The organism is Enterobacter sp. HSTU-ASh6, assembly GCF_026319105.1.
Classification (GTDB): domain Bacteria; phylum Pseudomonadota; class Gammaproteobacteria; order Enterobacterales; family Enterobacteriaceae; genus Enterobacter; species Enterobacter sichuanensis.
Genome location: NZ_WSPD01000009.1, coordinates 38,057 through 63,645 on the forward strand (window position 1 = coordinate 38,057; position 25,589 = coordinate 63,645).

Consider the following 25,589-nt stretch of genomic DNA (forward strand, 5'->3'; position numbering starts at 1 on the left):
CGGAAAGGGTCTCCGTTCGCCCTTCCCCTTCTCATTGGTCACGTTTTTCGTCAGGATAAGAGAACAGTGTTATCGCATCACCCTTCTCTCCCGGAGCGCACGTGACCAAAACCAACCTCATCACCGGTTTTCTCGGCAGCGGAAAAACCACCTCCATTCTTCACCTGCTGGCAAATAAAGATCCGGCCGAGAAATGGGCCGTGCTGGTCAATGAATTTGGCGAGGTAGGCATTGATGGCGCACTGCTGTCATCCAGCGGCGCGCTGATTAAAGAGATCCCCGGCGGATGCATGTGCTGCGTCAATGGCCTGCCAATGCAGGTGGGACTCAACACGCTGCTGCGTCAGGGCAAACCCGACCGCCTGCTGATTGAACCCACCGGACTGGGCCACCCGAAGCAGATCCTCGATCTACTGACCGCCCCGGTTTACGAGCCGTGGATCGATCTGCGCGCCACCCTGTGTCTGCTCGATCCACGCCAGTTGCTGGATGAAAAAGCCGTCGCCAATGAGAACTTCCGCGACCAGCTCGCCTCGGCTGACATTATCGTCGCCAATAAAGAAGATCGCGCCACGGCTGAAAGTCAGGCGGCACTGGAAGCGTGGTGGCAGCATTTCGGCGGTAATCGTACGCGGGTACAGACCACCCAGGGGAAAATAGACAGCGCCCTGCTTGATCTTCCTCGTCTGAACCTCACCGAGCTGCCCGCCAGCGCGGAGCACGCGCACAGTCATCCGGTTAAGCAGGGTCTGGCTGCCCTCAGTCTGCCGGAGCATCAGCGCTGGCGCCGCAATCTGAATAGCGGTCAGGGATATCAGGCCTGCGGATGGATCTTTGATGCTGAAACAGTCTTCGACACCATTGGGATCCTGGAGTGGGCCAGACTTGCCCCCGTCGATCGCGTGAAAGGGATCATGCGCACACCGGATGGACTGGTACGGATTAACCGCCAGGGCGAGGATTTCTTCATTGAAACGCAAAACGTGGCGCCGCCGGACAGCCGTATAGAGTTAATTAGTGCGGTTAACACCGACTGGAATGCCCTGCAGTCCAGCCTGTTGAAGATTCGTTTAAGTTCGGGCGGCTAACGTTGCCCCAGTTTTCACTCTATGCTGAATGTTATGACAACGCGATTTCCCCTGATATTACTGCTTAATGTCGCCGGTCTGGCGCTTTTCTTCTCCTGGTATATCCCGGCGAATCATGGTTTCTGGTTCCCGCTGGATTCGACCATTTTTCACTTCTTCAACCTGGAGCTGGTTAAGAGCAACGCCTTCCTGTGGCTGGTGGCTCTCACCAACAACCGCGCCTTCGACGGCTTCTCTCTGCTGGCCATGGGCTGCCTGATGCTCTCATTCTGGCTGAAAGCCGATAACGCGGGACGTCGACGCATTCTGATTATCGGTCTGGTGATGCTGCTGTTCGCGGTCATCATTAACCAGCTGGCTACCGCGATTATTCCGGTTAAACGTTCAAGCCCAACGCTATTCTTCACCGATATTTATCGCGTCAGCGAGCTGCTGCATATTCCGACAAAAGACGCGTCGAAGGACAGTTTCCCCGGCGATCACGGGATGATGTTGCTTATTTTTTCCGCAATAATGCTTCGCTATTTCGGCAGAAAAGCCTTTGCAATAGCCCTGATTATTTTTGTGGTTTTTGCCTTCCCGCGCGTAATGATTGGCGCCCACTGGTTCAGCGATATTGCCGTCGGTTCGCTCTCCGTTGCGCTGATTGCGTTGCCGTGGTGTCTGATGACGCCGCTGAGTGACAGAATAATAGGCCTGTTCGATCGCTATCTTCCGGGCAAAAAGCAACAATAATTAAACAAACATCTAACTCAAATTAACGTTAATCATCAGGGATCGACATGATCCCTGATAGCCTTCCCGCCACGATCGTTTCGTGCTGTCATATTCCTGTCATCAGTTTCATGATAAAAATGAAGCAATTGCGCGATAACGCGTCGGATCCGACCGTATTTTAAGCAATTACGGATTTTTACTTTCTGTATCACAATTTCTTATAAAAAAAAGGCTTTTTTTACTCGCAATACCCCGGGCAATCGGTTAATCTCGAACTCGTTTTGCCCCATAGAGATAATGATTTCGCTGGTGAATAATTTTGTGCGCTGTGCCACAAATGTGATCAGAAAGAATTGTCTCAATGTGAACAGATAATTAGTCTCGTCACGTTTGGCATTTTTATAACGATATTTGTCGTTAAGGACTTCAAGGGAAAATAAACAAAATGGTCAAATCTCAACCGTTTCTGAGATATATCTTACGGGGGATCCCGGCGATAGCAGTCGCGGTACTGTTGTCTGCATGTAGTACATCGAACACCGCAAAGAATATGCATCCTGAGACGCGTGTTGTGGGAATGGAAGATTCCTCGTCACTGCAAGCCTCTCAGGATGAATTTGAAAATATGGTACGTAATCTGGACGTGAAGTCCCGCATTATGGACCAGTATGCTGACTGGAAAGGCGTGCGTTATCGTCTTGGCGGCAGCACAAAAACAGGTATTGATTGTTCCGGTTTTGTACAGCGTACGTTCCGTGAGCAGTTTGGGTTAGACCTTCCGCGTTCAACGTATGAACAGCAGGAGATGGGCAAGTCGATTTCACGTACGAAACTGCGCACCGGTGATTTAGTTCTGTTCCGTGCAGGTTCTACAGGTCGTCATGTTGGTATCTACATTGGTAATGACCAGTTTGTACATGCCTCCACCAGCAGCGGTGTGACCATTTCCAGCATGAACGAACCTTACTGGAAGAAGCGTTACAACGAAGCGCGCCGTGTTCTGACCCGCAGTTAAGATGACAATTGTATCGTTGGTTATCCCTTGGCTGGCGATACGATGAAAAAAAGCACTGCTTCGGCAGTGTTTTTTTTTGCCCGTTACACTGAATACATCCAGCGGCATTTCAGGAATCACGACGTCTATGTTCACCCGCTACTTTTCCAGCAATCGCAAGATTCTGTTCATCAGCATTATCACGGGTCTTATCGCCGCCCTGCTCCTCGGGTCATTGCAGTTTTTCTGGAGCTACCACAAGCGGGAAACCAAATTCGACACCCTGATTCGCGATATCTCCATCTATATGGAGAGCTATTTCGATGAGTTAAAAAACGCTGTCGATATTCTCCAGCCGCTCACGTTGAACACCTGCCAGGAGGTCAATCAGGAGCTCACCTCGCGCGCCGCCTTTAGCATTAATGTTCGCGCCTTCCTGCTGGTAAGAGACAAAATGGCATTTTGCTCATCGGCCACCGGCCCGATGAATGTCCCGATGGAGGAGCTGATACCTGAGCTGCACATCGGTAAACCGATCGATATGGCGTTGCTACCGGGCACCCCGATGTTGCCCAATAAACCCGCGATTGCCATCTGGTACCGTAACCCGTTAGTGAAGGATGGCGGAGTGTTCACCTCGGTGAATATCAATCTGACGCCTTACCTGCTCTATACCGCGCGTCAGGACGAGTTTGCGGGCATTGCCATCATTATTGGTGATAATGCGTTGTCAACGCGCTCCAGCAGGCTAGTCAAAGCGCATGATTTACATGATATTCCGGCCCGTACCGCGACGCTGAAAGAGGTCCCCCTGACCATAAAACTGTATGCGGACGCGTGGACCAGCGATGAAATTCTCTATGCCCTGTTCTTCGGGCTGGTATGCGGTATTGCTGCCGGATCGCTCAATTACTACATCCTCAGCATTCGGCTCAATCCGGGTAAAGAGATTTTAAGCGCCATTAAGCGCGGTCAGTTTTATGTGGTTTATCAGCCCGTCGTTGATGCCAAATCGCTCCGGATGACCGGGCTTGAAGTGCTGATGCGCTGGAAACATCCGACAATGGGAGAAATTCCGCCAGATGCATTTATCAATTTCGCTGAAGCGCAGAAGCTGATTGTCCCGCTGACGCTGCATCTCTTTGATCTGATTATTCACGATGCCCCCGTGTTACAGACCCTTCTTCCCCCGGGCGCAAAAGTGGGGATCAACATTGCGCCCGGACATCTGCATGCGGAAAGCTTTAAAGACGATATGCGCACCTTCAAAGCGCTACTGCCGCCGGATTATTTCCAGATCGTGCTGGAAATTACCGAGCGCGACATGCTTAACCATCGGGAAGCCAACAGCCTTTTCGAGTGGCTGCATAATGAAGGTTTTGAGATAGCCATTGATGATTTTGGTACGGGCCACAGTGCGCTAATTTATCTTGAGCATTTCACCATGGACTATCTCAAAATCGACCGCGGTTTCGTGAATGCCATTGGTACCGAGACCGTGACCTCGCCGGTGCTGGATGCCGTGCTCACGCTGGCAAGGCGACTGAATATGTCCACCGTCGCCGAAGGGGTGGAAACGCCGGAACAGGCCGCCTGGCTGCGTGAACATGGCGTCAACTTCCTGCAGGGATACTGGATTAGCCGCCCGATGCCGCTGGCACAGTTCCGTGAATGGCGACCGGACGTGTCACCCGACGGTGAATAATTTCACATTGCCTGCGGCGTCACTTATTATTCAGCTTAACCGAGCCGGTCTGTAAAAGAGGGAGCCGCCGCGAAATGCTTATGCGCGTTATGTTGCTGATGTTGGCATTCACGAGCCTGTCCAGCCAGGCGCAAGCCATCAAAGAAAATATCGCCTTCGCGGTGATTGGCGAGCCGAAATACGCCGTCAATTTTACCCACTTCGATTACGTTAACCCTGACGCGCCGAAAGGCGGAAAGGTCACGCTTTCCGCCACGGGAACGTTCGACAACTTCAACCGCTTCGCCCTGCGTGGGGTAGCGGCGGCGCGAACGGAATCGCTTTACGATACGCTCTTTGTCACGTCTGATGATGAGCCCGGCAGCTATTATCCGCTGATTGCCGGGAATGTGCGTTATGCCGATAACTTCGCCTGGGCGGAAATCACCCTGAACCCCCGGGCACGTTTTCACGATGGCACACCGGTTAAGGCCAGCGACGTCGCCTTCACCTTTCATAAATTTATGACCGAAGGCGTTCCCCAGTTCCGCATTGTCTATAAGGGGGCGTCAGTCAGAGCTATTGCGCCGCTGACCGTACGCATTGAGCTGAGCGAACCGAACAAAGAGAATATGCTCAGTCTGTTCTCGCTGCCCGTGATGCCGGAATCGTTCTGGAAGAATCATAAGCTAAGCGACCCGCTCTCGACGCCACCGCTGGCAGGCGGTCCCTATCGCATCACCGACTGGCGCATGGGGCAGTATGTGGTTTACTCCCGCGTTAAAGACTACTGGGCGGCTGACCTGCCGGTAAACCGCGGGCGCTGGAACTTCGACACCCTTCGCTATGACTACTACCTTGACGATAACGTGGCGTTTGAAGCGTTCAAAGCCGGTGCCTTCGATTTACGCGTAGAGAGCAGCGCCAAAAACTGGGCGACCCGCTATATCGGGAAAAATTTCGCCAAAGGCTATATCGTTAAGGACGAACACAAAAATGCGTCTGCCCAGGACACGCGCTGGCTGGCGTTTAATATTCAGCGTCCGGTATTTACTGACCGCCGGGTGCGGGAAGCCATTACCCTGGCCTTTGATTTTGAATGGATGAACAAAGCGCTGTTTTACGGCGCCTACAGCCGCGCTAACAGCTATTTCCAGAATACCGAGTATGCCGCGCGTGATTATCCGAAAGCGGACGAACTGGCCCTTCTGACGCCGCTGAAAGCCGAGCTCCCCCCGCAGGTGTTCACCCGTGTCTTTCAGCCACCCGCGTCAAACGGTGACGGTTTCGATCGCGACAACCTGCTGAAAGCCAGCAAGCTGCTGGATGATGCAGGCTGGCACCTGAAGAATCAAAAACGGGTTAATGCCAAAACGGGTCAGCCTCTCAGCTTTGAACTGCTGCTCTCGTCCGGGGGCAACGATCAATGGGTACTGCCGTTTAAGCATAATCTTGAGCGTCTGGGCGTAACCATGAACATTCGCCAGGTCGATAACGCCCAGATAACCAGCCGCATGCGCAGCCGGGATTACGACATGATGCAGCGCCTGTGGCCCGCGCAACCGTGGCCCAGCTCGGACCTGCAAATCTCCTGGGCCTCCCGCTACATCGACTCCTCGTACAATGCTCCGGGCGTAAAAAGCCCGGCGATTGATGCGCTGATTGCGAAAATTGTGGCGGCGCAGGGAGATAAAGAAAAGCTCGTGCCGCTTGGGCGCGCCCTCGACAGAGTGTTAACCTGGAATTACTACATGCTGCCGATGTGGTACATGGGCGAAGACCGCCTCGCGCGCTGGGACAAGTTCTCCGTGCCTGCCGTGCGCCCGGTCTATTCCCTCGGCTTTGATACCTGGTGGTATGACGTCAACAAAGCCGCCAGACTTCCCGCTGAGCGGCGATAAGGAATCATCATGGGTGCGTATCTTCTCCGCCGTCTGCTGCTGGTCATCCCCACCCTGTGGGCCATCATCACGATTAACTTTTTTATCGTGCAAATCGCCCCCGGAGGGCCGGTCGATCAGGCGATTGCCGCCATTGAATTTGGCAACAGCGGCGGCATGCCCGGCGGGGGCGGTGAAGGCATGGGCGCGAGCCATGCGCGAACCGGCGTGGGGAATATCAGCGAAAGCCATTATCGCGGCGGACGCGGTCTGGATCCGGAGGTGATCGCCGAGATCACTCATCGCTACGGTTTTGACAAACCGATTCACGAGCGCTATTTCAAAATGCTCTGGGATTACATCCGCTTTGATTTCGGCGACAGTCTGTTTCGCAGCGCGTCAGTGTTAACGTTGATTAAGCAAAGCCTGCCGGTGTCGATAACGCTGGGGCTATGGGGAACGCTGATCATCTATCTGGTCTCGATTCCGCTCGGGATCCGCAAAGCGGTTTATAACGGCAGCCGCTTTGATATCTGGAGCAGCACGTTCATTATCATCGGCTATGCCATTCCGGCGTTTCTGTTTGCCGTTCTGCTGATCGTCTTTTTTGCCGGGGGAAGTTATTTCGATCTCTTCCCACTGCGAGGGCTTGTCTCCGCCGATTTCAGCACGTTGCCCTGGTACCAGAAAATAACCGACTATCTCTGGCATATTACCCTGCCGGTTCTGGCCACCGTCATAGGCGGCTTTGCCGCCCTGACCATGTTGACCAAAAACGCCTTTCTCGATGAAATTCGTAAACAGTACGTCGTCACCGCCCGCGCCAAGGGCGTGAGTGAAAAGCAGATCATGTGGAAACACGTGTTCCGCAACGCCATGCTGCTGGTGATCGCCGGATTTCCAGCCACGTTCATCAGTATGTTTTTTACCGGCTCGCTGTTGATTGAGGTGATGTTCTCGCTCAACGGTCTGGGCCTGCTGGGCTATGAGGCCACCGTGTCGCGTGATTATCCGGTAATGTTTGGCACGCTCTATATTTTCACCCTGATTGGCCTGCTGCTGAATATTGTCAGCGATATCAGCTATACGCTGGTCGATCCCCGAATCGATTTTGAGGGCCGCTGATGCCGCGTTTAAGCCCCGTCAACCAGGCCCGCTGGGCCCGCTTTCGCCACAACCGCCGCGGCTACTGGTCGCTGTGGATCTTTGCCGTGCTGTTTGTGTTGAGCATGTTTTCGGAACTGATCGCTAACGATAAGCCGTTGCTGGTGCATTTTAATGACCGCTGGTACGTGCCTGTTCTGGTCAGTTACAACGAAAGTGACTTTGGCGGCCCATTTGCCACGCCGGCGGAGTATCAGGATCCGTGGCTTCGCCAGCAGATTGAGCAACACGGCTGGGCGCTCTGGGCACCGGTGCGTTTTGGCGCAAACAGCATTAACTTCGCCACGACGACCCCCTTCCCTTCCCCGCCGTCTGCGCAAAACTGGCTGGGAACGGATGCCAACGGTGGCGACGTGCTGGCGCGCATCCTGTATGGCACCCGTATTTCGCTTCTCTTTGGGCTGATGCTGACCATATTCTCCAGCGTGCTGGGCGTCGTGGTGGGTGCTGTTCAGGGTTACTACGGGGGAAAAATCGACCTCTGGGGCCAGCGGGTGATTGAAGTCTGGTCAGGCATGCCAACGCTGTTTCTCATCATTCTGCTCTCCAGCGTGGTGCAGCCCGGTTTCTGGTGGCTGTTAGGCATCACCGTCGTGTTCGGCTGGATGGCACTGGTGGGCGTCGTGCGCGCGGAATTCCTGCGTACCCGCAATTTCGACTATATTCGTGCCGCGCAGGCGCTTGGGGTCAGCGATCGCGGGATCATCTTCCGCCATATGCTACCGAATGCCGTGGTGGCCACGCTCACCTTCCTGCCGTTTATTCTGTGCAGCTCCATCACCACCCTCACCTCACTCGATTTCCTGGGCTTTGGTCTCCCGCTGGGTTCGCCGTCGCTCGGCGAACTGCTGCTGCAGGGTAAGAACAACCTGCAGGCGCCGTGGTTAGGCATCGCCGCTTTTCTCTCCGTGGCCGTGCTGCTTTCACTGCTGATTTTTATTGGCGAAGCCGTGCGCGATGCCTTCGACCCTAACAAGGCGGTATAAGATGACCCAGCCTCTTCTCAGTATTGATAACCTGTCGATTGCTTTTTCAACGCAGGGCGAGACGCGCACCGTGGTCACCGATCTGTCGCTGCAGATCCAGCGCGGTGAAACGCTGGCCCTGGTGGGGGAATCGGGGTCCGGCAAGAGCGTATCTGCCCTTTCCATCCTGCGCCTGCTGCCGTCTCCGCCGGTGAGCTACCCGCAAGGGGATATTCTGTTCCACGGCAGTTCACTGCTGCATGCCGACGAACACACCCTGCGCGGCATTCGCGGCAATAAAATCGCCATGATCTTCCAGGAGCCGATGGTTTCGCTCAACCCGCTGCACAGCCTGGAAAAACAGCTCTATGAAGTGCTCTCCCTGCACCGGGGGATGCGCAAAGAGGCGGCGCGGGGAGAAATTCTGGATTGTCTTGAGCGAACAGGCATACGCAATGCGGCCAAACGGCTCAATGATTTTCCGCACCAGCTCTCCGGCGGCGAACGCCAGCGCGTGATGATTGCCATGGCCCTGCTCACGCGCCCGGAACTGCTGATAGCCGACGAGCCCACAACGGCGCTCGACGTGACGGTACAGGCGCAAATATTAACGCTGCTGCGGGAGCTGCGTGACGAGCTCAATATGAGCCTGCTGTTTATCACGCACAACCTGAGCATTGTGAAAAAGCTGGCCGACAGCGTCGCGGTGATGCAAAACGGGCGATGTGTGGAACAGAATATCGCCTCCACGCTGCTGAACGCGCCACAGCATCCTTATACGCAGCGCCTGCTTGACAGCGAACCCGCCGGCGATCCGGTTCCTCTCGATGCGGACAGCGCGCCGCTGCTGCGCGTTGAGGATCTGTCCGTCTCGTTCCCGATCCGCAAAGGTATTTTGCGGCGCATTGTCGATCGAAACCCGGTGCTGAAAAACCTCCGCTTCTCGCTGCGTCCTGGCGAATCCCTGGGGCTTGTGGGCGAATCCGGTTCGGGTAAAAGCACCACCGGTCTGGCGCTGCTGCGCTTAATTGCCTCGCAGGGTGAGATCCTCTTTGACGGCATGCCGCTGCACCGCTGGAACCGGCGGCAGATGCTGCCCGTTCGTCCCCGCATGCAGGTGGTTTTTCAGGATCCCAACTCCTCGCTTAACCCGCGGCTCAGCGTGTTACAGATTGTCGAAGAGGGCCTGCGCGTGCATCAGCCCGCCCTGAGTGCTCAGCAGCGCGAGCAGGAGGTGAAACGGGTGATGGTTGAAGTGGGTTTAGATCCCGAGACGCGTCACCGCTACCCGGCTGAATTCTCCGGCGGGCAGCGCCAGCGTATCGCGATTGCCCGCGCGCTGATCCTGAAACCAGAGCTGATTATTCTGGACGAACCAACATCCTCTCTGGACAGGACCGTACAGGCGCAGATCCTGGCGCTGCTCAAAGGGTTACAGGAAAAACACCGGCTGGCCTATATCTTTATCAGCCATGATCTACAGGTAGTGAGGGCGCTGTGCCATCAGGTGATTGTGTTGCGACAGGGAGAAGTGGTCGAGCAGGGTGAGTGCCAGCGCGTATTCACCGCGCCAACGCAGCGCTACACGCGCCAGCTGTTGTCGGCAGACTAGCGCTCAGAAGGGATACTGGCCAGAGAAAGGCTCAGCAATAGCAACGCCAAAATTCTTCAGACGGCAGGTGGCCGCAAACTCGTCCTGGCTTTTCACAAACAGGCACGGCTCGCCTTCGCACTCCAGCACGGAGCTGTCCACTTCGATATCGGTCAGGGCCTGGCTCAGACGTTCCATCACCCGCCATGCATTTTCGTCGCTCGGGCTCAGCAGTTTGAGCGCAACCAGGCAATTCTCGCAGCCCGCGACGTTTTGCGGAATCGGTTCAACTTTCGAACCTGCAAAACCCGCCGACCAGCGATAGCTCTGAGGCAAGCGATGGACAATGGAGAGTTGTAATGTATTCACGTTCGTTCCCCGGAAGTAAAATTCACTTCACAATTTATTTACATTTATAGTAACACATCATCGCCAGCCTGCACTATTCAGCGCTTTTTATTCGTTTCCAGGCTCGCGTCGGCGCTATATGTACCCGTTTCTGCGATCTAACTCAACCTTTTTGAATACAATGATGTGACTTTTTACACAAATAGATTTTACATAAAATAAACAAACACGGGGTAAACGAACACGGGTTTGGTTGATATGTATCAACAAAAAAGGCCCTGCCGGGCCTTCTCTGTAAATCAGTGAGCCGCTTTTCGCGGTCGACTGGCGTAAAGATAGAAAAGGATTGAGCTGGTTGCGCAAAAAGCCATCGCCCACAGCATTGGCCATGCCGTACTGAAGGTGGCCATAGCCAGTAACGCCCCGACGATCGCGCCGATACCGAAGCGGAACGTCCCCGCCAGGGATGACGCGGTGCCTGCCATGTGCGGGAACTCATCCAGGATCACCGCCATCGCATTCGATGACACCATCGCCACGCAGCCGACAAAGGCCGCCACGCCAACGACCAGCGCCCAAAAGCCCACGCCCAGAAACGCGCTCACGACCAGCCAGACGGCCATCACAAACTGGATCCACAGACCGGCGCGGAACATGTTCAGCGCCCCCACCCGCCGGACAAAACGGCTGTTGATGATGGTCATGATAAACAGGAAGACGATATTGAGCGCAAAGTAATAGCCAAAGTGCTGCGGTGAGACGTGGTTCAGTTCAATGTAAACAAACGGTCCGGCGCTCAGGAAGGAGAACATACCGGCGAAGCTGAACCCGCTCGCCAGCATATAGCTCAGCACGCGCTTATGACGAAACAGCGAAGCAAAGTTGCCGATTGTAGTGCGAATATGGAATTTCTGACGGCGCTCGACTGGAAGCGTTTCATCAATAAAGAAGAAAATCATCGCCGAGGCCAGCAGCGCGGCCAGGGCCAGGATCCAGAAAATCATATGCCAGCTAAACCACACCAGTACCGCACCACCAGCCATCGGGGCCACCAGCGGCGCAATCGTCGTCACCAGCATCACAAACGACATCATGCGGGAGAACTCTTCTTTCGGGTAGATATCGCGCATCAGCGCATTAATCACCACGCTTGCTGCCGCCGCCGCCAGACCGTGGAAGAAACGCATGATAATCAGGTGATCGATGGTCTGCGCCAGCGCACAGGCAACCGCAGCAACCGCAAAGACCAGCGTCCCGCCCAGAATGACGGGCTTACGTCCAAGGCTGTCCGCCATCGGACCATAAAACAGCTGGCCGAGGGCAAAGCCGAGAATATAGGTGCTGAGCGTCATCTGCGCACTGCCCGCCGGGACGCCAAACTGCGCCGAAATGACCGGCAGCGCAGGCAGGTACATATCGATAGACAGCGGCATCAGCATGGCCAGCAGGCCAAGAATGAAAACAATTTTGAACGACGAGTGTGGCCTGGTGGTCACAGAGTTCTCCTGAAATTAGTGCGAAGGCAGACCGACGCTGGCGATCTCTTCTTCCGTTAACGGGCGGTATTCGCCTGGCGCCAGGTCGGGATCAAGTTCAATCGCACCAATCCGTTCACGATGCAGGCCCACGACGTGGTTCCCCACCGCGGCAAACATACGTTTTACCTGATGATAGCGCCCTTCACTGATGGTCAGGCGGACTTCGGTCGGCGTGATCACCTCGAGCACGGCGGGTTTGGTCAGATCTTTTTCATTATGCAGCTGAACGCCTTTCGCGAATTGCTCTGCCGTGCCATCCGCAACCGGAGACTCCAGCGTCACCAGATAGGTTTTCTCGCAGTGGTGGCGCGGAGAGGTGATGCGGTGAGACCACTGTCCGTCGTCGGTCATCAGCACCAGACCCGTGGTATCGATATCGAGTCGCCCGGCGGCATGCAGCTTATGCGCAACCGGTTCGTCGAGGAAATAGAGCACCGTCGGGTGATCCGGATCGTCCGTAGAGCAAACATAGCCTTCCGGCTTATTGAGCATGAAATAACGCGGGCCGTGCTGCTGGGTCAGCGGATTGCCGTCATACTCCACCTGATGGTCAGGTTGCAGTTTGAACGCGCTGTCTTTCACAATGTCGCCATCCACGGTAACGCGGCTGGCGCGAATTTCGCGCCCGGCAATAGCGCGGCTTACGCCGAGTTGCTGAGCGATAAACTTATCAAGTCGCATGAAATCTTTTTAGCCTTAATGGTGCTGGAAGTCGGACAACAGGTCCGAAAAAGACGCAGTCTGGATCGGCTCAGTATAATGGTCTGGTTGCGCCACTCAAGGGAAAAAGTTTCGTGGCATACTATGTGCGGAATAACGAAACCGAGACCCCATGACTTTTACACTTCGACCCTATCAGCAGGAGGCCGTAGACGCCACCCTCGCCTGGTTCCGTAAACATCGCGAGCCGGCGGCGATTGTGCTGCCGACCGGTGCAGGCAAAAGTCTGGTGATCGCCGAGCTGGCGCGCCTGGCGCGTGGCCGCGTGCTGGTTCTGGCGCACGTTAAAGAGCTCGTTGCGCAGAACCATGCCAAATATTGCGCACTGGGACTGGACGCCGACATTTTCGCCGCCGGACTCAAGCGTAAAGAGAGCCACGGCAAAGTGGTCTTTGGCAGCGTGCAGTCAGTGGCCCGCAATCTCGACCTGTTTCGCAGCGAATTTTCGCTGCTGATTGTCGACGAGTGTCACCGCATCAGTGATGACGACGACAGCCAGTATCAGCAAATCCTCACTCACCTGAAAGAGGTGAACCCTCACTTACGCCTGCTGGGCCTGACGGCAACCCCGTTTCGTCTCGGTAAAGGCTGGATCTATCGCTACCATTATCACGGCATGGTGCGCGGGGATGACAAAGCCCTGTTTAGCGACTGCATTTACGAACTTCCGCTGCGCTACATGATTAAACATGGCTACCTGACACCGCCTGAACGGCTGGATATGCCGGTGGTGCAGTACGACTTCAGCCGTCTGCAGGCGCAGAGCAACGGCTTATTCAGCGAAGCGGATCTTAACCAGGAGCTGAAAAAGCAAAAGCGTATTACGCCGCACATCATCAGCCAGATTGAGGAGTTCGCCGCGACGCGCAAAGGGGTGATGATCTTTGCCGCCACCGTTGAGCACGCACGAGAAATCACCGGCTTACTGCCCTCTGGCGACGCGGCCCTCATCACCGGTGAGACGCCCGGCCCGGAGCGTGACGGGCTGATTGAGGCCTTTAAAGCCCAGCAGTTCCGCTATCTGGTGAACGTGTCGGTGTTGACCACCGGCTTTGACGCGCCGCACGTCGATCTGATCGCCATTTTGCGCCCGACCGAATCAGTCAGCCTGTATCAGCAGATTGTGGGTCGCGGCCTGCGACTGGCGCCGGGCAAAACCGACTGTCTGATTCTGGACTATGCCGGCAACCCGCACGATATCTATACCCCTGAAGTCGGGGCGCCCAAAGGAAAAAGCGACAACGTCCCCGTACAGGTTTTTTGCCCCGCCTGCGGGTTTGCCAACACCTTCTGGGGCAAAACCACCGCTGACGGCACGCTGATCGAACATTTTGGCCGCCGCTGCCAGGGCTGGTTTGAAGATGATGAGGGGCACCGCGAGCAGTGCGATTTCCGTTTCCGCTTCAAAAACTGCCCACAGTGCAACGCCGAAAACGACATAGCCGCCCGCCGCTGTCGGGAATGCGACACGGTGCTGGTTGACCCGGATGACATGCTGAAAGCGGCGCTAAAGCTGAAAGATGCCCTGGTGCTGCGCTGCTCGGGCATGGCACTGCAGCCCGGCGCCGATGAAAAAGGTGAGTGGCTGAAAATCACCTATTACGACGAGGACGGGGCGGACGTGAGTGAGCGTTTCCGGGTCCAGACGCCCGCCCAGCGCACGGCCTTCGAACAGCTGTTTATCCGCCCGCATACCCGCACGCCGGGCATCCCCCTGCGCTGGATAACCGTGGCCGATATCGTGCGCCAACAGGGGCTGTTGCGCCATCCGGATTTTGTGGTCGCCCGTAAGAAAGGCCAGTTCTGGCAGGTGCGTGAGAAACTCTTTGACTATGAAGGTCGCTTCCGTCGCGCTAACGAATTGCGCGGTTAGGGGGACTTTTCATTGATGTGCGGGGCATTTGAGTATAAAATGCCGCCCGCTTCACATCCGTGAGGCAGAACACTCACCTGCTGCTGGGTCGCCTGTAGTAGGGTTTTAAATACAGAGAGAAATCAATGTTTACTATCGAAGCAGAAGTACGTAACGTGCAGGGTAAGGGTGCGAGCCGCCGCCTGCGTGCCGCTAACAAGTTCCCGGCTATCGTTTACGGTGGCGAAGCTGCTCCAGTTGCAATCGAACTGGATCACGACAAACTGTGGAACCTGCAGACCAAAGCTGAATTCTACAGCGAAGTTCTGACCATCGTTGTTGGCGGTAAAGAAGAAAAAGTGAAAGTTCAGGCTGTTCAGCGTCACGCGTTCAAGCCAAAACTGACTCACATCGACTTCGTTCGCGCGTAATCGCAAACGTGTCGAAAAAAACCCCGCTTCTGCGGGGTTTTTTTATGGCTGTTATTTCCCGCCAGAGGTGCGGCGCTGAAGCTGATCGCGCAGGTTCGGCGGCGTCCCTTTGATGGTCAGCGTGTCGGTGGCCGGATCCCAGAAAATGCGTTCACCCAGCAGCATCGCGTCAAAGTTGATGGTTAACCCACCGCCGCTACCGGCAAATTTGGTTAACTGACGCAGCGTGCTGCGATCCGCCGGGAAGCTCTCTTCAAGCTCATAGCCTTTATCCGCAGTGAATTCCTGGAAGCTGACTTCACTCACGCCTGCCAGCTCTTTGGACAGCGACTCCAGCTCAATTTCTTCCCCTGCCTGCAGCTGTTCGTTGCAGTAGCTGTAAACCTGCTGACGTACGTTCTGACGCTCAGATTTATCAAGCTGTGCTTCAGCCGTGAAGTCGTCAACCGCCTGGAGCAGCCCTTTGTTTTGCGCTTTGGCGTTAAGACCTTCGCTGGCACCGAGGAAGTCCATGAAGAAATCCGCCACTTTGCGGCCCACACGCCCTTTCAGGAAAGTCAGGTAGCGGGTCGATTCCGGGTTCGTTTCCCACTCGGTCAAATCAATGCGCGCCACAATATCCGCATGGTTGATGTCCAGATAATGGGTGGAGCTGATATCCAGCTGCTCGTTCACGCGCATGCTGCTTAAGTTATTCAGCACGGTGACCAGCAGATACTCAACCGCCAGGTAGCGGTAGTGGCAGAACAGCACGATCCCGCCGTCGGCGAAGGGATATTTCGCCAGTTCGTCGCGCAGACGCCCGGTTGCGGCGCGGCTAAACGCCAGGAAATCCTCTTCGCCCTGACGCTGCAGACGCAGGCTGTCAGCCAGTTCACTCTCTTCGCTGAACAGACCGTAGGCTTTATTTTTGGCGCTGTAGACGCGATGCAGCTCTGCCATCATCTCCACAACGGTCGCCGTGGGTTCCAGTAACGAATCGCGCAGCACCACTTCAAGGGTTTGCTCATCACGCTTGATAAGCTGGTGCAAGGCAATCTGGTTGATTTCCAGACTCATGATAAACTCTCCTTTTAGACCGGGCGGTATTCAACCACCACCAGGGCATGTGTGCAACAACAGATAAAAAAGGGGAAAAAAAGCTGTTGCTACGGTAATATGTTGCCCTTTCATCAACAAACTGATTTTGATTTATGCCACAACATTCCCGCTACAGTGATGAACACGTTGAACAACTGCTCAGTGAGCTGGTCAACGTACTGGAAAAACATAAAACACCGACCGATCTCTCCCTGATGGTTTTGGGAAATATGGTCACCAACCTTATTAACACCAGCGTTGCTCCGGCTCAGCGTCAGGCGATCGCAAAATCTTTCGCCCAGGCTTTACAGTCATCCGTCAGCAACGACCAGGCCCATTAAGGGATACGAACAACAGTTTATGGTGACGAATCGTCAGCGCTACCGTGAAAAAGTCTCCCAGATGGTCAGCTGGGGGCACTGGTTTGCCCTGTTCAACATTCTGCTGGCGACGGTGATTGGCTGTCGTTATCTGTTTGTCGCAGACTGGCCCACAACGCTAACCGGGCGGATCTACTCCTGGATGAGCGTTGTCGGTCACTTTAGCTTTTTGGTTTTCGCCACCTATCTGCTGATCCTGTTCCCCCTGACGTTTATCGTCATGTCGCAGCGTCTCATGCGGTTCTTGTCCGCCATCCTTGCGACGGTGGGGATAACGCTGCTGCTTATCGACAGTGAAGTGTTTACCCGCTTCCACCTGCATCTTAACCCCATCGTCTGGGAACTGGTGATTAACCCCGACCAGAACGAAACGGCCCGTGACTGGCAGCTGATGTTTATCAGCGTCCCGGTGATCCTGTTGATTGAGATGCTGTTTGCCACCTGGAGCTGGCAAAAACTTCGCAGTCTGACCCGGCGACGTCATTACGCGAAGCCTGTCGCCACGCTCTTTTTCGTCTCGTTTATCAGTTCGCACATCATGTATATCTGGGCGGATGCGAACTTCTATCGCCCTATTACGATGCAGCGCGCCAACCTGCCGCTCTCCTATCCAATGACGGCCCGCCGCTTCCTCGAAAAACACGGTCTGCTAGATGCCCAGGAGTACCAGCGCCGTCTGGTCGAACAGGGGAATCCGGAAGCCGTCAGCGTTCAGTATCCCCTGAGCGATCTGCGTTATCGTGATATGGGTCGCGGGCAAAACGTCTTGCTGATCACCGTCGATGGCCTGAACTACTCCCGTTACGAGAAGCAGATGCCTGCGCTGGCTGAATTCGCCAGTCAAAACGTCACGTTTACTCAGCATATGAGTTCCGGTAACTCAACCGATGCGGGCATCTTTGGCCTCTTCTATGGTATTTCAGCCGGATATATGGATGGCGTGCTGTCGAGCCGCATACCTGCGGCGCTGATCACCGGGCTGAATCAGCAAGGTTATCAACTGGGGCTGTTCTCATCAGATGGCTTTAACAGCCCGCTCTACCGCCAGGCGCTGCTGTCAGATTTCTCACTGCCGCCAGCGCAGGACCAGTCCGATGCGCAGACCGCCAGCCAGTGGATAAACTGGCTGCAGCGCTACGCTCAGGAAGATAACCGCTGGTTCTCATGGGTGGCCTTTAACGGCACCACGCTCGCCAACAGCAATAAAAATGACTTTACGCGCCGCTATAGCCGCGCGGCGGGCAATGTTGATGCGCAGATAGCTCGCGTACTTGACGCGCTGCGTGAGTCGGGCAAGCTGGAGAACACCGTGGTGATCGTGACCGCTGGCCATGGTGTCCCGCTGGGTGACGAAACGAAGAGTATGAACTGGTCACGTCCGAACCTGCAGGTTCCGCTGGTGATCCACTGGCCGGGCACTCCGGCTCAGCGCATCAACATGCTAACCGAGCATAAAGATGTCATGACCACCCTGATGCAACGTCTGCTGCACGTCAGCACGCCTGCAAACGAGTATTCGCAGGGGCAGGATCTCTTTAGCGCCGCGCGCCGCCATAACTGGGTCACAGCTGCCGGGAATGACACGCTGGTGGTGACCACACCGAAGCTGACGCTGGTGCTGAACAGCAACGGCAATTATCAGACGTATAATCTCGAAGGGGAGCGGTTGAAAGACCAGAAACCGCAGTTGAGTCTGCTGTTGCAGGTCCTGACGGATGAGAAGCGCTTTATCGCTAACTGATTAATTATAAACCAGTTAGCGACAGATTCCCTTGCATTCGAAACGGAATCGAGTAGTATGCTTTCTATGCGTCGGCACGTAGCGCAGCCTGGTAGCGCACCGTCATGGGGTGTCGGGGGTCGGAGGTTCAAATCCTCTCGTGCCGACCAAAAATACATTGAAAACCAGCCTCTTATGGCTGGTTTTTTATTGCGCCTCGTCCGGCGTTTTGCGCAGATACACCAGCGTAACCAGGCAAATCACCGCTCCGGCATAAAATGTATATTCCGCACCAAACGTTTCCCAAATAACACCGGCTAGCACGCTGGCGATTAACAACCCAACACCGCTGACCAGGCTAAAAATACCGAAAGCCGTGCCGCGCAAATCCGCTGGCGCAGTTTTCGCAATCATTGCCGCCAGCAATCCTTGTGTCATCCCCATATGCACGCCCCAAAGCGCAACCCCTAAAATAATGCCCGCCCAGTGGGTGCTCAGCGCCAGCACAATGTCCGCCCCTATCAGCACTCCCAGTCCCCACTGCAGTAACCGGGTGTGACTCATGACGTCGGATAACTTGCCAAACGGATAGGCTGAGAGGAAATAGAGCAGATTCATGGCCACCATCACCAGCGGAATAAGCGCCAGCGGCACCCCGGACTGCTGGGCACGAAGGACCAGAAATGCCTCACTGAAACGGGCGAGTGTGAAGACAGCGCCTAACCCAATCACCCACCAGCAGCCTTTACCAAGGCGCCTGAGGTTCTCTTTTTTGATGGGATTCGTGCGTTTATGTTCAACAGGCGTTTTCGGCTCATGCAGCCCGAAGAAAAGCAGGGCAACGGCAAGTACACCGGGGATAACCGCAATCCAGAAAATAGTTCGGAAATCATCATTCCACAGTAGCATCAGGCCTACGGCCAGCAGCGGGCCGAGAAATGCGCCGATGGTGTCCATCGACTGACGCAGACCAAAAGCCGCACCGCGAAGTTCCGGCGGCGTGACGTCAGCGACCAGCGCATCACGCGGTGCACCGCGTATCCCCTTCCCTACCCGGTCGATTAAGCGTGCCCCCAGAATCATGCCGGACGAAGACGCAATAGCAAACAACGGTTTACTTAGCGCGCCAAGACCATATCCCAGTACCGCCAGCCCTTTACGTTTACCCAGATAGTCGCTAATTGCCCCGGAAAACACTTTGATAAACAGCGCATTGGCTTCGGCCAGCCCTTCAATCAAACCGATGAAAATCACGCTGGCTCCGAGCGTCGTCACCATAAACAGCGGGAGCAGGCTGTGAATGATCTCCGAGGAGATATCCATCAACATACTGACCCCACCGACAACCCAGACGCCTTTCGGGATCCGGCTGAGCGTTGCAAACCGGGATAACATTACGCATCTCCTGCTGTATGTAGAACATTTTGCTCAAAACAGAATATCCTGGAAGCGCAGGTAAAATATCGTCAGGCATAAAAAAAGCCACCCCGCAGGATGGCTTAGTTATCGCAAATCGGTGCTTAGTGCTTCTCGCGTCCGCCCAGGAAAAAAATACCCAGCGGTATGGCCAGCAGAACGGTGAACACCAGGCTATAGACGAAGATCATTGCCGATTGCAGCACGTACATGCTGGTTGTCCAGGCTGAGAGGGGGATATTGTACTGTTCGATCACACCCACAATGGTTGCCCGCCCCACGCACGCAGCAGCAATCATAAAGACCACCAGCAGCGCCAGGAGGAACTTACGGCCTTCAGGTGTTTTCAGTTTTGCACGAACCATCTCTCTTCCCTTCACAGATGAATAACATTATGTGAGGAATAAAATAACACGATCTGCCGCCCGATTCCATTCCAGCACAAAAAACCAATTCACTGGCAAAATCGTAGTTTATTACGCTACCCGCATTGAAAATGTAAGTAAATGAAGCTAATCATTCAGAATTGTTATGCTAATCTGGTTCTGCTCGTTTTGACATAAAGGAATGACAATGAAAAACGCACCTAAATTTGCCATCGCTCTGATCGCCGCCGCGTGTGCCAGCGCCAGTGCTTTTGCCAGCGAAACCCCAAAAGAACAGCCGCTGGAAAAAGTCGCCCCGTATCCGAAAGCAGAGAAAGGGATGAAGCGTCAGGTGATTCAACTGCCGGTTCAGCAGGATGAAGCCAATTTCAAAGTGGAACTGTTAATTGGCAAGACGCTGGAAGTGGATTGCAACCAGCACCGTCTGGGTGGCCAGCTTGAAAGCAAAACGCTGGAAGGCTGGGGTTATGACTATTACGTCTTTGATAAAGTGACCTCTCCGGTCTCCACCATGATGGCCTGCCCGGATGGCAAGAAAGAGAAGAAATTTGTGACGGCGTATCTGGGTGATAACAGCCTGATCCGCTACAACAGCAAGCTGCCGATTGTGGTCTATACGCCTGAAAACGTGGAAGTGAAATACCGCGTGTGGAAGGCTGAAGAGAATGTCGGCCAGGCGGTAGTACGTTAAAACCAGGTCGGGTGCGCTCTGGCGCCCTCACCGCAACCCTCTCCCACCGGGAGAGGGAGAAAACACGAAAAACGGCAACGTATGTTGCCGTTTTGCTTTTACCTTACAGCGCGATATCCGCAACCGGTTTGTTTTCCGGCTGAGCCTTCAGCTCCGCTTTTGGTGCGGCATCTGCAGCAGCCTGCGGTTTGACGTATTGCAGTTGCAGTACGCGGCTGGTGTATTCCAGCTCCTGCTCCGTCGCGTCCACGTTACCGTTCAGCTTCGTGCCGTAGGATGGAATAATCGTTTTCAGCTTCGCCTGCCATTCCGGGCTGGAAACTTTATCTTTAAACACTTTTTCCATCAGGTGCAGCATGATTGGCGCAGCAGTAGATGCTCCCGGGGACGCCCCCAGCAGCGCGGCAATGGTGCCGTCCTTATCGCTTACCACTTCGGTACCCAGACGCAGCACGCCACCTTCTTTCGGATCGCGTTTGATGATCTGTACGCGCTGACCCGCCTGCCACAAACGCCAGTCTTCTTTTTTCGCCTGCGGATAGTACTCTTTCAGCGCTTCAAAGCGTTCTTCGTCTGAGAGCATCACCTGGCTAATCAGGTATTTCACCAGGTCGAAGTTATCCAGACCGACATCCATCATCGGCTTGACGTTAGACGTGGTCGTGGCGCTCAGCAGATCCCACAGGGAGCCATTTTTCAGGAACTTGGTGGAGAAGGTTGCGAACGGTCCAAACAGCACCACGCGTTTGCCGTCAAGCATGCGGGTGTCGATGTGCGGCACGGACATCGGAGGTGCGCCTACGGAAGCCTGGCCGTACACTTTTGCCAGATGGCGATTCACCACTTCCGGATTATCGGACACCAGGAACTGACCGCCCACCGGGAAGCCCGCATAGTCGTCAGCTTCCGGAATACCGGACTCCTGCAGCAGTTTCAGCGCGGCACCACCCGCACCAATAAAGACAAACTTCGCCTTGATAACGTGCTCAGCTTCGTTGTTTTTCAGATCGGCAACGGTCACGCTCCAGCTGTTGTCCGCGTTGCGCTTGAAGCCACGCACTTCGGTGCTGAGCTGCAGGTTGAAGTTCTCTTTCTTCTTCAGAGAGGCTACCAGCTGACGGGTGATTTCACCGTAGTTGACGTCGGTACCAATCTCAGTGCGGGTCGCCGCCACTTTCTGGTTCGGATCACGACCTTCCATGACCAGCGGAGCCCATTCTTTGATCTGCGCGTGATCTTCAGAGTATTTCATGCCGCGGAACAGCGTGCTCTGCTGCAGAGCAGCGTAGCGCGCGCGCAGGAAGTTGACGTTCTGCTCGCCCCACACAAAGCTCATGTGCGGTACGGTGTTGATGAAGGAGTGCGGATCGTGCAGCACGCCGTTGTTGACCTGGTGAGACCAGAACTGGCGAGAAATCTGGAATGCTTCGTTGATCTCTACCGCCTTCTCGATACTAATGGAACCGTCCTTTTTCTGCGGCGTATAGTTCAGTTCCATGAGTGCCGAATGTCCGGTACCGGCGTTATTCCAGCCGTTCGAACTCTCCTGCGCCACGCCATCGAGGCGCTCGACCATGGTCATTGACCAGTCCGGCTGCAGTTCCTGCAGATAGGTTCCCAGCGTGGCGCTCATGATACCGCCACCAATTAAAAGGACGTCCGTTTCCTGCTCTTTTGGTGCGTCAGCTTTCGCCGCCATAGAGACGGTGTTAAGCCCCACGGCCAGAGAAAAGAGCATGGCAGTCATTTTTTTCATAATTTATGCCTTAGTGTAAAAGTGCTTGATGCGTGGAAATTGCAGGTGAAAAAAGCTGCGGGGGCACGGTAACAACTTTTAAATATTGTTTAAAGGTTACGAAATTATTGTAATTGTGAAATTTAATGATGGATTGTTTGTGGGGGATTACGCTGGCGGCTGGCAATAGGCGCATTTTCTGGCTACTATCCTGCACTTTGTGATCGCGCGCACGGAAGCCTGCCCTAACCAGCGAAGTGTTATGTCCTTACCCCAACCTGCTTTACCCCGCGAAGGCCACGTCAGCATGGTCCTCAGCTCACCCAAACGTCTGATGCGTGAAACGCTGGCGGGTGTGATTACCGCTCTGGCGCTGATCCCCGAAGTGATTTCATTTTCCGTGGTTGCGGGCGTTGACCCAAAGGTCAGCCTTTTTGCCTCTGTAGTGCTGTGTCTCGCCCTGTCCGTGCTGGGTGGTCGTCCGGCGATGGTCACGGCAGCGGCCGGTTCCGTCGCGCTGGTCATTGGCCCAATGGTGCATCAGCACGGCGTGCAGTACATTCTGCCAGCGGTGCTGATGGCTGGCGTGATTCAGATCCTGTTCGGGGTATCGGGCATGGCGCGGCTGATGCGCTTTATCCCGCAGGCCGTCATGACCGGGTTTGTTAACGCGCTCGGTATATTGATTTTCTTCGCCCAGGTTCCCCACTTCTGGAGCCGAAGCCCGCTGATTGTAGGCCTGTTCGCGCTGACGGTGCTGATTGTGCTGTGGGTACCACGCTACATCAAAAGTGTCCCCTCGCCGCTGATCGCCATTGTGGTGTTGACGCTGTATACCGTGAGCACCGGTCAAATCCTGCCGACCGTGGGTGATGAAGGTGCGATAAGCGGCGGTTTACCGGGGCTTACCGAACTGCGGGTACCGCTGAATTTACAGACGCTGAGCATTATCTGGCCGTGCGCGCTGAGTATCGCGTTCGTCGGCCTGCTGGAATCCCTGCTTACGGCAAAGCTGGTGGATGAGCTGACCGCAACGCCGTCGAGCAAGCGCCGTGAGAGCATCGGGCTGGGCGTGGGGAATATTCTGTCCGGTTTTTACGGTGGCATTGCGGGCTGCGCGATGATCGGACAAACCATCGTCAACGTCGAGATGGGGAAAGGACGAAGCCGCATTTCAACCCTTGCGGCGGGCATCGTGCTGCTGGTTCTGGTGACGGCGCTCAGTGACGTAATGGCCAAAATCCCGATGGCCGTGCTGGCCGGGATCATGGCGATTGTCGCCATTAAAACCTTCAGCTGGCACAGCCTCCAGCCTGCAACCGTAAAAAATGCCCCGATTGCGGAAACGGTGGTCATGCTGGTCACCGTGGCCGCCACGGTATCAACGGGCAACCTGGCGATTGGCGTACTGGGCGGGATCATCGTCATGGCGCTGCTTCCCGCCCGCGTTAAGCGTCGGCCTAAAGCAGAAAAATCGTCGCCAGGCCAAGAAAAATAAAGAAACCGCCGGTATCGGTGATGGCGGTGATCATCACGCTCGACCCCACCGCGGGGTCGCGCCCCAGTTTGGTCATCGTTAACGGAATAATAACTCCCATCATCGATGCCACCAGCAGATTCAACACCATCGCCAGCATCATGACCCCACCTAACGCCATATCGTCATACAGCCACCAGGTGATGCCGCCCATAATGCCGCCCCATACCAGGCCGTTAATCAGCGCCACGCCCATCTCTCTGAAAATCAGAAAGGCGAAGTTACCCGGCTGAATGTTCTCCAGCGCCAGCGCGCGGACGATCATAGTAATGGTCTGGTTGCCGGTGTTACCGCCAATCCCGGCCACAATCGGCATCAGCGAGGCTAAAGCCACCAGTTGCGAAATGGTATGTTCAAAGCCATCAATCACGCGGGAGGCGATGAACGCGGTACACAAATTTATGGCAAGCCAGGCCCAGCGGGTTTTGACCGCCTTGCCGACGGAGGCATGGACATCGTCTTCGGCGCTGATCCCCCCAAGGGCGCGCAGGTCGTTATCCGTTTCTTCATAAACGACGTCAACGATCTCATCGATGGTCAGACGCCCCATCAGTTTGCCGACGGAGTCGACAACCGCCGCGCTCACGAGGTCGTCACGTTCGAAGGTACGCGCCGCTTTTTCCGCATCGTCTTCCGGGGAGAAGACCATCGGCTCGTTTTCCATCACCTCGCTCACCTTCCGCTGGGTGCTGTTAAGCAGGATGGTTTTCAGCTCCAGCTCGCCGAGCAGGGTTTTATCCCGCGAGGTGACAAACAGTTTATCGGTGTTGTCCGGCATCCTGCCCAGGCGACGCAGGTAGCGCTGGACGGTACCGAGCGTGACGTCAGGACGGACGGTGATAACGCCGAACTCCATAATCGCGCCGACGCTGTTTTTCTCATAGTGCATCACCTGACGCACCCGCGCCCGTTCATCGGCAGGCAGGGAAGCCAGCAGGCGACCGGTCAGGTTTCGCGGCAGGTGCTGGACCAGGTAAATCTGCTCGTCGATATCCAGCGTTTGCAGGGCGTCGAGGATGTCCCGGTCGCTCATTTCATCAATGAGGTCATCCCAGACGTTTTCCGAGGCCTCAAGCAGCACCTGCCCGCGCTCGTGGTCCTGTACCAGCCGCCACAGAGCGTGACGCTCTTCCGAGGGAAGCGCTTCCAGGGTGTCCGCCAGGTCAGGTGGGGGTAAATGCGCAACCAGCGCCCCTACCTCAGCAATATCGTCGGCTAACGTGCCGACATCATATTGCTCAGCCAGGGTGAGTTTGCCTAATAACGTAGACGTGACCGCTTTATCGGTCGTGAGAAGCCAGATAAGTCGCGCGCGTTCCTGGTCGCGCTGTCTGGCGCTGTTTTTCTTTAATACCGACATCAATCATAAATCCATGAAATAAGTTGGTATTAAGCATAGCGCGGGGATATGTAAATAAGAATAAACAACGGGTCGGGATGGAGAAAAAATCGGCATTACGGCCACGATCTATCCCCTCTCCCTGTGGGCTGAGGGATCCCCAGTAATTTTTTACCTGAAGCGATGAACGTTGCTTCAGCAAAATTAATGACTTACAGCGATGCCCTGGTCCGGCTGTAAATCGCCGAAGCGTTTCCGTAAGGCCGGGGCGAGGCGCAGGGATGCGCCGAGAGGGCGTGGCCTGCAGGGATGCAGGCTCATGCCCGACCCGAT

General features: G+C 55.2%; 22 protein-coding genes and 1 tRNA gene. 15 read left to right on the forward strand and 8 right to left on the reverse strand.

Translation table 11 applies throughout. From position 1 onward, the window contains the following. Window positions 1-101 precede the first annotated feature (101 nt). From GM298_RS12730 to yejF, 8 genes are all read left to right on the forward strand, one after another. The gene (locus GM298_RS12730) at window positions 102-1,088 is read left to right on the forward strand and encodes a CobW family GTP-binding protein (RefSeq protein WP_252088250.1); all 987 of its coding nucleotides are present in this window, start codon (window positions 102-104) and stop codon (window positions 1,086-1,088) included. 33 nt (window positions 1,089-1,121) lie between these two features. Beyond that, a complete protein-coding gene (locus GM298_RS12735; RefSeq protein WP_266154196.1) occupies window positions 1,122-1,823 on the forward strand; it encodes a phosphatase PAP2 family protein in 702 nt (233 codons plus the stop codon). 427 nt (window positions 1,824-2,250) lie between these two features. Next, on the forward strand, window positions 2,251-2,820 hold the full coding sequence (mepS, locus tag GM298_RS12740; protein WP_008500946.1) for a bifunctional murein DD-endopeptidase/murein LD-carboxypeptidase: 570 nt from the start codon (window positions 2,251-2,253) through the stop codon (window positions 2,818-2,820). A gap of 127 nt (window positions 2,821-2,947) precedes the next feature. Beyond that, entirely contained in the window at window positions 2,948-4,504 is a 1,557-nt protein-coding gene (locus tag GM298_RS12745) for a cyclic di-GMP phosphodiesterase (protein ID WP_266154197.1), read from the forward strand. Between the two features lie 74 nt (window positions 4,505-4,578). After that, window positions 4,579-6,384 (forward strand): extracellular solute-binding protein, encoded by a 1,806-nt coding sequence (locus GM298_RS12750; RefSeq protein WP_266154198.1) that lies wholly within the window; start codon window positions 4,579-4,581, stop codon window positions 6,382-6,384. A gap of 9 nt (window positions 6,385-6,393) precedes the next feature. Beyond that, window positions 6,394-7,488, forward strand: coding sequence for a microcin C ABC transporter permease YejB (locus GM298_RS12755; RefSeq protein WP_059385226.1), 1,095 nt, complete (start codon window positions 6,394-6,396; stop codon window positions 7,486-7,488). After that, window positions 7,488-8,513, forward strand: a complete 1,026-nt coding sequence (locus tag GM298_RS12760) for an ABC transporter permease (protein ID WP_262783372.1) — start codon at window positions 7,488-7,490, stop codon at window positions 8,511-8,513. The genes GM298_RS12755 and GM298_RS12760 overlap by 1 nt, the downstream gene beginning before the upstream one ends. Window position 8,514: 1 nt before the next feature. Beyond that, window positions 8,515-10,104: a microcin C ABC transporter ATP-binding protein YejF gene (yejF, locus tag GM298_RS12765; protein ID WP_216689772.1), complete on the forward strand. Its 1,590-nt coding sequence runs from the start codon at window positions 8,515-8,517 to the stop codon at window positions 10,102-10,104. Between the two features lie 3 nt (window positions 10,105-10,107). Here the strand turns inward: yejF and GM298_RS12770 are convergent, their stop codons facing one another. The 3 genes from GM298_RS12770 to rsuA form a co-directional block, all read right to left on the reverse strand. After that, window positions 10,108-10,452, reverse strand: coding sequence for a YejG family protein (locus GM298_RS12770; RefSeq protein WP_008500952.1), 345 nt, complete (start codon window positions 10,450-10,452; stop codon window positions 10,108-10,110). 278 nt (window positions 10,453-10,730) lie between these two features. After that, window positions 10,731-11,927, reverse strand: a complete 1,197-nt coding sequence (locus tag GM298_RS12775) for a Bcr/CflA family multidrug efflux MFS transporter (RefSeq protein ID WP_045285143.1) — start codon at window positions 11,925-11,927, stop codon at window positions 10,731-10,733. A gap of 15 nt (window positions 11,928-11,942) precedes the next feature. Continuing rightward, a complete protein-coding gene (gene rsuA, locus GM298_RS12780; RefSeq protein ID WP_266154199.1) occupies window positions 11,943-12,650 on the reverse strand; it encodes a 16S rRNA pseudouridine(516) synthase RsuA in 708 nt (235 codons plus the stop codon). A 151-nt stretch (window positions 12,651-12,801) separates the two neighbouring features. Between rsuA and GM298_RS12785 the strand changes: the two genes are divergently transcribed. Continuing rightward, window positions 12,802-14,562 (forward strand): DEAD/DEAH box helicase, encoded by a 1,761-nt coding sequence (locus GM298_RS12785; RefSeq protein ID WP_128339957.1) that lies wholly within the window; start codon window positions 12,802-12,804, stop codon window positions 14,560-14,562. 125 nt (window positions 14,563-14,687) lie between these two features. Continuing rightward, a complete protein-coding gene (gene rplY, locus GM298_RS12790; RefSeq protein WP_025756288.1) occupies window positions 14,688-14,972 on the forward strand; it encodes a 50S ribosomal protein L25 in 285 nt (94 codons plus the stop codon). 51 nt (window positions 14,973-15,023) lie between these two features. Here rplY and yejK read toward each other — a convergent pair whose 3' ends face one another. Further along, window positions 15,024-16,031, reverse strand: coding sequence for a nucleoid-associated protein YejK (yejK, locus tag GM298_RS12795; RefSeq protein WP_047346586.1), 1,008 nt, complete (start codon window positions 16,029-16,031; stop codon window positions 15,024-15,026). Between the two features lie 134 nt (window positions 16,032-16,165). Between yejK and GM298_RS12800 the strand changes: the two genes are divergently transcribed. The 3 genes from GM298_RS12800 (at window position 16,166) to GM298_RS12810 (ending at window position 18,322) form a co-directional block, all read left to right on the forward strand. Continuing rightward, window positions 16,166-16,393, forward strand: a complete 228-nt coding sequence (locus GM298_RS12800) for a YejL family protein (protein WP_014884596.1) — start codon at window positions 16,166-16,168, stop codon at window positions 16,391-16,393. Window positions 16,394-16,412: 19 nt separating this feature from the next. Further along, entirely contained in the window at window positions 16,413-18,173 is a 1,761-nt protein-coding gene (yejM, locus tag GM298_RS12805; RefSeq protein ID WP_095450481.1) for an LPS biosynthesis-modulating metalloenzyme YejM, read from the forward strand. Window positions 18,174-18,245: 72 nt separating this feature from the next. Beyond that, window positions 18,246-18,322, forward strand: a tRNA-Pro gene (locus GM298_RS12810). A gap of 37 nt (window positions 18,323-18,359) precedes the next feature. Here the strand turns inward: GM298_RS12810 and GM298_RS12815 are convergent. Continuing rightward, window positions 18,360-19,547, reverse strand: coding sequence for an MFS transporter (locus tag GM298_RS12815; RefSeq protein WP_266154200.1), 1,188 nt, complete (start codon window positions 19,545-19,547; stop codon window positions 18,360-18,362). 125 nt (window positions 19,548-19,672) lie between these two features. Further along, complete coding sequence (locus GM298_RS12820) at window positions 19,673-19,933, reverse strand: DUF2534 family protein (protein ID WP_008500962.1); 261 nt, start codon at window positions 19,931-19,933, stop codon at window positions 19,673-19,675. A 208-nt stretch (window positions 19,934-20,141) separates the two neighbouring features. On the opposite strand from GM298_RS12820, the gene eco reads away from it, so the two are divergent. After that, window positions 20,142-20,645 carry a serine protease inhibitor ecotin gene (gene eco, locus GM298_RS12825; RefSeq protein WP_025756296.1) on the forward strand — a complete coding sequence of 168 codons (504 nt, stop codon included), beginning with the start codon at window positions 20,142-20,144 and terminating at the stop codon, window positions 20,643-20,645. A gap of 103 nt (window positions 20,646-20,748) precedes the next feature. Here the strand turns inward: eco and mqo are convergent, their stop codons facing one another. Beyond that, window positions 20,749-22,401, reverse strand: a complete 1,653-nt coding sequence (mqo, locus tag GM298_RS12830) for a malate dehydrogenase (quinone) (RefSeq protein ID WP_025756297.1) — start codon at window positions 22,399-22,401, stop codon at window positions 20,749-20,751. 187 nt (window positions 22,402-22,588) lie between these two features. On the opposite strand from mqo, the gene GM298_RS12835 reads away from it, so the two are divergent. Further along, the gene (locus GM298_RS12835) at window positions 22,589-23,878 is read left to right on the forward strand and encodes a SulP family inorganic anion transporter (protein WP_266154255.1); all 1,290 of its coding nucleotides are present in this window, start codon (window positions 22,589-22,591) and stop codon (window positions 23,876-23,878) included. On the opposite strand, the gene mgtE is transcribed toward GM298_RS12835, so the two are convergent. Beyond that, window positions 23,841-25,277 carry a magnesium transporter gene (mgtE, locus tag GM298_RS12840; protein ID WP_025756298.1) on the reverse strand — a complete coding sequence of 479 codons (1,437 nt, stop codon included), beginning with the start codon at window positions 25,275-25,277 and terminating at the stop codon, window positions 23,841-23,843. The genes GM298_RS12835 and mgtE overlap by 38 nt on opposite strands. Between the last annotated feature and the right edge of the window lie 312 nt (window positions 25,278-25,589).

Excerpts from the sequence above, each read along its gene's own strand:
- mqo (WP_025756297.1), bottom strand. The coding sequence starts at position 22,401 with ATGAAAAAAATGACTGCCATGCTCTTTTCTCTGGCCGTGGGGCTTAAC.
- GM298_RS12750 (WP_266154198.1), top strand. The coding sequence starts at position 4,579 with ATGCTTATGCGCGTTATGTTGCTGATGTTGGCATTCACGAGCCTGTCC.
- rplY (WP_025756288.1), top strand. The coding sequence starts at position 14,688 with ATGTTTACTATCGAAGCAGAAGTACGTAACGTGCAGGGTAAGGGTGCG.
- GM298_RS12800 (WP_014884596.1), top strand. The coding sequence starts at position 16,166 with ATGCCACAACATTCCCGCTACAGTGATGAACACGTTGAACAACTGCTC.
- rsuA (WP_266154199.1), bottom strand. The coding sequence starts at position 12,650 with ATGCGACTTGATAAGTTTATCGCTCAGCAACTCGGCGTAAGCCGCGCT.
- mgtE (WP_025756298.1), bottom strand. The coding sequence starts at position 25,277 with ATGTCGGTATTAAAGAAAAACAGCGCCAGACAGCGCGACCAGGAACGC.
- GM298_RS12785 (WP_128339957.1), top strand. The coding sequence starts at position 12,802 with ATGACTTTTACACTTCGACCCTATCAGCAGGAGGCCGTAGACGCCACC.
- GM298_RS12755 (WP_059385226.1), top strand. The coding sequence starts at position 6,394 with ATGGGTGCGTATCTTCTCCGCCGTCTGCTGCTGGTCATCCCCACCCTG.
- yejK (WP_047346586.1), bottom strand. The coding sequence starts at position 16,031 with ATGAGTCTGGAAATCAACCAGATTGCCTTGCACCAGCTTATCAAGCGT.
- eco (WP_025756296.1), top strand. The coding sequence starts at position 20,142 with ATGAAAAACGCACCTAAATTTGCCATCGCTCTGATCGCCGCCGCGTGT.
- GM298_RS12735 (WP_266154196.1), top strand. The coding sequence starts at position 1,122 with ATGACAACGCGATTTCCCCTGATATTACTGCTTAATGTCGCCGGTCTG.
- GM298_RS12820 (WP_008500962.1), bottom strand. The coding sequence starts at position 19,933 with ATGGTTCGTGCAAAACTGAAAACACCTGAAGGCCGTAAGTTCCTCCTG.
- yejF (WP_216689772.1), top strand. The coding sequence starts at position 8,515 with ATGACCCAGCCTCTTCTCAGTATTGATAACCTGTCGATTGCTTTTTCA.
- mepS (WP_008500946.1), top strand. The coding sequence starts at position 2,251 with ATGGTCAAATCTCAACCGTTTCTGAGATATATCTTACGGGGGATCCCG.
- GM298_RS12745 (WP_266154197.1), top strand. The coding sequence starts at position 2,948 with ATGTTCACCCGCTACTTTTCCAGCAATCGCAAGATTCTGTTCATCAGC.
- yejM (WP_095450481.1), top strand. The coding sequence starts at position 16,413 with ATGGTGACGAATCGTCAGCGCTACCGTGAAAAAGTCTCCCAGATGGTC.
- GM298_RS12760 (WP_262783372.1), top strand. The coding sequence starts at position 7,488 with ATGCCGCGTTTAAGCCCCGTCAACCAGGCCCGCTGGGCCCGCTTTCGC.
- GM298_RS12815 (WP_266154200.1), bottom strand. The coding sequence starts at position 19,547 with ATGTTATCCCGGTTTGCAACGCTCAGCCGGATCCCGAAAGGCGTCTGG.